This is a genomic window from Muriicola sp. (assembly GCF_049669965.1).
In the GTDB taxonomy this organism is placed as follows: Bacteria; Bacteroidota; Bacteroidia; order Flavobacteriales; family Flavobacteriaceae; genus Muriicola.
In genome coordinates this window covers 1-4,548 of sequence record NZ_JBATLB010000145.1, presented here as the reverse complement: position 1 = coordinate 4,548, position 4,548 = coordinate 1, and the positions used below count along the sequence as shown (strand labels likewise).

Below are 4,548 nucleotides of genomic sequence, written 5' to 3'. Positions count from 1 at the left end.
AAGCTTTTGTTGCCATATCCATCGGAATTCTTTTGAGGGGTGTTAAAATGAATTGGTAATTCTTCCGGAAGTTGATTGTAATAAATAAGTATGATCAGGACTGAACCGAGGATCATTAGAAAGCTTAAAATCTCTAATGACTTGTCAAACTTACTTTTCTCAATTGCTATTTTGGGGTGGTTCATTTCTTAAATAACGCATAATTTTATTGTGTATAAGGCATTTTTTCCGGCTTATATTGTTAGCCTTTCATTATTCTTCCCTGATCTCTTCCTCCAGCAGTTTTAGTATTTCGGAATTTTTAACCTGAACTTCTATAAGTGCCGGAATTAGTTTATTCCTCATAATAGTAATTCTGTTTACGGTATTATTTTGATGTTGTGGGTCCCTGGCCCAACCAAGAAAGTCTGACTCATGAGGTTTAGTTAAACCAGACAAAGATTTGTCGAGCCTTAAAATAGAGGTATACTGTTCTCCCAAGGCTCTGTGCTTATTGATGACAATATCCTTATTAACATCCTCAAATTCTTTGTAGGTAGCAAATGTGCTTGGGTAGGTAGAAAGTTTCTTTTTTAAAAGTTCATTTTGAATTATTCCAAAATTGTCCGTATTAATAACTGCCTGCAACGTACCGTCGATTAAATTTAACTTGCCATAGTCAGATACATCAAACTTATAGATTGAATCAGTTAAAGCTGGAACGTTTGGACCGAGATGCTTTAAATATTCAGTTAGTTCGTACATGTGGTATTTGTGTACGGCTAAGGTTCTATCAATGATTTTTTGATTAGCCAGAAAATCTTCTTTTAAATTTTTAAGAACAATTTGTTCTTTAATTCGTTCTTTTCGACTTTCATTATAATTATTTATTTGTAGTGCAATTAAAATTCCAATGACCACAAGGACTATTTCTCCAATTGCATAGAGCAGGTACTTGCTGACCTTATTTTCTGCCAGTAAGTTTTGGCGAATCTTTCGAAAGAATTTAATCATTTGACTATTAGTTATTCATAATGAAGGCTAAGCGTTCGGTATGAGCCCGATAAGGGCAAATATAACGATTAGCTGTTGCTCGATATAAAAATATGCAGTAAACCACAAGATGCCCCTGACAAAGTATTTGAAAGGGGCATCTTCTTGGATTAGCGCAACCTGCGGCTGCTTCAAATCTATTGGACCGTTACATTAAAAGTGGCTGCAATATCGGTCTCTCCACCAGCATCGCCAAGCCCTGTATTTGGTTTGGTAGGTTCATGGCGCAAAGTAAAGGTTAGCGTTCCGGAGCTTGCTGCTCCTGCGGTAGCTGTAAATTCGGTTCCCAATGGATTTCCATCGGTATCAAAGTTGCTATAGGCCGTTGTTACATCCAAGCCAGCGCCCGGTGTATAGAAAAATTGGTGCTCTATACTTTCTTCTTCCACTTCTTCTGTAATATTTTCAGCAGGACTTACGGTTTCGTTTTGTAGCACAATGGTACCATTGTAGGTAACCCCGGCTAACAGATTCCCCGAAACTGTTACATCAGGTGCATTTGGCCCGTCTCCGTCCAAATCACGGGTCTGCAAGGTAATAGAAGTTCCACCGCCATTTGGCACGAGTGTCACTGTCAAGGTAGTTATTACCTCTTCTTCGTTTACAGGCTCTGGCGCGTCATCATTATTTGAGCAGGATGCAACAAAGAGGCTTGCAAAAATTACGGTCGATAGAAATTTTACTTTTTTCATTTTTTTTGGATTTAAAATTAATAGTTGAATTTGAGATTAATTAAAAAGTTTCTGCCCAAATCGTCTGCATAATAGCGCAGCCGGTTCAGGTAATTTCGATAGGAGGTGTTCAATGCGTTTGTGATTGCAAAACCTACAGTAAGTGTTGTTGTTTTAGTGGTGTTAAAATCAATACTGGAATTAAAATTTAATAAATGGAAGGCATCTGGTGGGGTGCTTACATCCACAACTTCCATAGTTTCTGTTTCCGGAATAAATACTTCAAAATTGTTGTCGGGAAATTCGTTTTGCCTGAAGTTATACTCGCTCTGTAACGACAGCCGGATATTATTGAATTCTGGATTTTGATAGACAATTTCATTCCTTGTATTTACAGCGGGAATATTTATCAACGGTTCGTCTCTGATGCGGTCATAGCCTTTTACGAAGGAAAACTGACTGTTTACAAGGATGTTCTTGGAAAAAGTATAGGACGCATCCACATCTACCCCCAACAATTGTGCATTTGTTTGGCGATATTCCCACACCTGAAAGTTGCCTCTTACCGTTTGTTGAATTTCTGTGGGTTCAATAACGATAAAATCTGAAATTGTGTTTATGTAGGGATTCACTGAAAAGCTGACTATATCGTTATCCCTTTGGAGTGTTAGGGACACTTTATGTCCTATTTCTGAATTGAAACGCAAATCGCCCAGTTCAATTCGGGAAGCAGAATGGTGCAGGCCTTCACTAAAAAGTTCTGAAGGATTTGGCGTTCTCGACGCAATGGAATAATTAAAAAACAATTTATAATCATTTCCAAAGTTGTAGGTAGTACCTAAGGTTGCTGATCCGTTGTAAAAATTGAGTTGCGGATTGGTCAAAATTTGATTGTCCAATTCCTCCACCACTATTTCCGGGAAAATTTGATCATAATTACGCGATTCCCAAAAGGAAGTGCGGTAAAATTTGAAAACGTCCATATAGGTAAAGTCAAAACGTCCGCCTGCTTCAAAAAGCCATTGGTCATTTAATCGGTAATCTGCAACTGCATAGATTCCCAAATCGTATTTATCATAATCGGGTATCAATCTGCGCACCCCTGTATTCGGGTCTGCAAAGTTGTTTTGATATCTTGCCATCAAACCGGTTTTCAGACCAATCGCATCGGTTAAATTTGCGTCCAGATCCAATAATAACGTATGGGTATCCAATTGCAGATCCAAGGAAGCGTTGTTTTGATCTGCACCACGTCTTACATCGAATTCCAGGCGATTATTTCTTTGAAAATCATACTGCAGGCTCAATTTTCCGAAGTTGTCAAATCTTTTAAAGCCTTTTACTCGTCCCAAATGGTGGGTAACATCTTGCTTTGGTGAGTTGATATTGTACGTGAAATCATTTATAATTAATGGCCTGTCGCTATTTATAGCTCGCACCTGGTCCTGAGCACCGCCCAGGTGTGAAGCCCTTAAAATTCCGATTTCATTTTTAAAGAGTGAATAATACGCCTCTATACCATAGTTGAACCTGTTAAGGCCTAAGCTTACAGATGCATTCCGCTCAAAAATACCTGTATTGCTCAATACATAATTAGGTGCCTCAAAATCGCCAAAGCGTTTTAAGGTTCCCTGCACGTTTGCATACCATCCGTTTTGAAAACTTTTGGTTAATTGCGATGTAAGGGAAGAACCTCGCCCATTGCTTGCTGCTGTAAGTAGGGTTTTTCCGTAAAGACTATCTTTTACAGCCACTTTTGAAGCTTCGGCAACAATTACGCCACCTACGGCATCGCCGCTATATTGCAGTACCCCGGCACCTTTTATTAATGTAAGGTTCCCAACGGAGTTGATATCTACATTCGGGGCGTGTTCGGCTCCCCATTCCTGGTCTTCCATCCGAACGCCATTATTTATAATAACAACCCTACTGCTATGAAGCCCGTTAATCAGGGGTTTTACAACCGTATTTCCCGTGTTTAAAGAAGACACACCACTCAAACTATTTAGGGCATCCCCAAGCGAACCACTACTGAAACGCTCCAATTCTTCTTTGGCGATAGTGTTTTCGAGCATTGTTTTGGATTTGTTGCTGTAGGCTTTCCCTTCAACCGTAATTTGGTTGAGTTCTTCTATATGATGTTCCAGTTTAAAGGATTTGGAGGTATTGCCAGATATTTTTACTGAAAAACCTTTCGTTAGGCAATAAGGATGTGATACCTGTATGGAATAGGTGTTATTGCATAAGTTTGGGATGGTAAATTTTCCGTCCAGATCTGTCTCTACAGCTTGTTCAGTACCGGCAACAATAAGGGTGGCTCCGATAAGCAATGAGCCATCGTGAAGGTCTGTTACTGTGCCAGAAAGAGTGTAGTCACAATTTTGTGAAAAAGAGGAAATACTGCTTATGAGCAATATCAATAGTGCATAGTTGCGCATAGAAAGTCTTAATTAACATAAAACGTATCAGTTTGTTTATTAAGAAAAAATTGGGGGTGCGCGTAACTGTGTATTGGATACCTTAAGGGAATAGAACTGCAATGTTGTGAAGTTTGCCTCAACCTTTACAGGGATTAAGGGCACTAGTAAATCAGGATATTTGGCTACATCATAGTTAAAAGATGTAAGATGAAAACTACATATATCACATTTCGTGACAGAGGTATGAATATGTGTGGTCTTTTCGGTACAATGGACGTATTCGTGACCTTGGTTTACATGCAAAAACTGAACGGCAGTAGGAAACATGAAGGCTGCAAAGAGCCAAAATGCTACTATATTTTTACCAAGCTGTTTTTTGTAATCCATTGTTCTTTTCTGATCGCCAAAACGCAAAAGTAAAGAAT

The 4,548-nt window shown here is 38.9% G+C and carries 5 protein-coding genes; all 5 read right to left on the bottom strand.

Going from position 1 to position 4,548, the window contains the following annotated elements; all coding sequences use genetic code 11:
- A partial coding sequence (locus tag WBM49_RS07905; RefSeq protein ID WP_424371510.1) for a DUF1648 domain-containing protein occupies positions 1 to 116 on the bottom strand: 116 nt, incomplete at its 3' end.
- 136 nt (positions 117 to 252) lie between these two features.
- Positions 253 to 993 (bottom strand): DUF6090 family protein, encoded by a 741-nt coding sequence (locus tag WBM49_RS07900; protein ID WP_424371509.1) that lies wholly within the window; start codon positions 991 to 993, stop codon positions 253 to 255.
- Between the two features lie 176 nt (positions 994 to 1,169).
- Positions 1,170 to 1,724 carry a type 1 periplasmic binding fold superfamily protein gene (locus WBM49_RS07895; RefSeq protein ID WP_424371508.1) on the bottom strand — a complete coding sequence of 185 codons (555 nt, stop codon included), beginning with the start codon at positions 1,722 to 1,724 and terminating at the stop codon, positions 1,170 to 1,172.
- A 17-nt stretch (positions 1,725 to 1,741) separates the two neighbouring features.
- Positions 1,742 to 4,141 (bottom strand): TonB-dependent receptor domain-containing protein, encoded by a 2,400-nt coding sequence (locus tag WBM49_RS07890; RefSeq protein ID WP_424371507.1) that lies wholly within the window; start codon positions 4,139 to 4,141, stop codon positions 1,742 to 1,744.
- Positions 4,142 to 4,180: 39 nt separating this feature from the next.
- On the bottom strand, positions 4,181 to 4,548 hold a 368-nt coding region (locus WBM49_RS07885; RefSeq protein WP_424371506.1), incomplete at its 5' end, for a hypothetical protein.